Source organism: Candidatus Poseidoniia archaeon, assembly GCA_030748895.1.
In the GTDB taxonomy this organism is placed as follows: Archaea; Thermoplasmatota; Poseidoniia; order MGIII; family CG-Epi1; genus UBA8886.
The window spans coordinates 1-1368 of record JASMLC010000030.1 but is presented as its reverse complement, the minus strand read 5'-3'; the positions used below and the strand labels follow the sequence as shown (position 1 = coordinate 1368).

The following is a 1368-nucleotide window of genomic DNA, read 5'->3' as shown; positions in this document are numbered from 1 at the left end:
TGGCAGGTATTCCCGGAGCCCTCGGTCCCGGAGTTATGGCCCAACGCCAAGAACAGCCAGAGCTATCCCTGGGACCACGCCAAGGCCGAAATCGTGGAACGGTACAAGGACATCACCCGGCTCTGGCAGGTCGGTTTCAAGGAAAGGCAGCTGGCGCATGAACAGTCAATCTATACTTGGGATGATGCGACTCTGACACCCGAGATTATGGGAATCACAGGTGAAAAGAAAGCTCTTACTCTTAAGAAAATTATCGAGGTCAACCGGGAATCTAATACTGATTTTGTCCTTCCTCCAATTATAGATAACAATCGAGGTGGGTGGCAGCAGAAGTCAGCGCTGGAATTCTTCGTCGATTTCGAGACCGTTAACACCATCGACGATGACTTCTCGACCTTTCCGCAGCCCGGAGGCGAGGAACTGATCTTCATGGTCGGCTGCGGCTATGAATCACCAGACGGGGACTGGGATTTCAAGGTCTTCACCGCTGACGAGCTGAGCGTCAGCGAGGAGACCCGAATCATCGAAGAGTGGTTCCAGCACATGCGGGAAGTGAGCGACCGCGTCCTAAACGAACGGAGTGCCCTCCCCAAAATATTCCACTGGTCATACGCAGAATTGAACTTCATGAAATCTGCCCAGAGGAACAGGGAGGAAGCTGCTGGTGGCGCCACACTTCCAGAGTGGCCGGAGCTGCCGTGGTTCGACTTCCTCAAGGTGATGAGGGCAGAACCAGTCGTGGTCAAGGGCGCCTTTGGTTTCGGGCTAAAGGCGATTGCCAAGAATCTCTACAAACATGGACTGATTGATACATCCTGGGAGGATGGACCTGTTGACGGACTGGGCGCCATGGTCGGGGCATGGTACTGTAATCGACAAGTGGCCGAGACCGGGCAGTCTATGCGAGATATGGACTACATGCAGGAAATCGAGGCGTACAACGAGGTGGACTGCAAGGTGATGTGGGAGCTGGTGAATTATTTGAGGGAAAATCACACTTAATTTCTCCTCACCGACAAAACTAAAGACACCTAGACTCTGGGTGGAGTCTACATCCCACTGAGTGGGTCAATCAGCTATTCCGATAGGGAGGTTCAGGTTTCATTGATTCATGAAAGGCTCGCAGGAGCCGCTCGGGAACGACCAATGAGCTCCGACCCGGTAGCGAGCCCTTATCTCTGCCTTCCGCAAATACCTATCGGCAATCATAATTAGTGATAATCATTACTGTTAAGCATTACCGTTTCACGACGATACAAGCAGGAAATTAACCAGTGCAAACGGCCAATAATAGCTTAATTAGCGGTGCAGGGTCGCGCGGCGTGATGAAGTCGCACTCGATTACCGGCGCGCTCGGCGCGACGGGGT

1 protein-coding gene is annotated in these 1368 nt (G+C 52.8%); it reads left to right on the top strand.

What is annotated here, in order from left to right; translation table 11 throughout:
• Window positions 1-1002: hypothetical protein (locus QGG57_06810; protein MDP7007874.1), on the top strand; the 1002-nt coding region annotated here is incomplete at its 5' end.
• Between the last annotated feature and the right edge of the window lie 366 nt (window positions 1003-1368).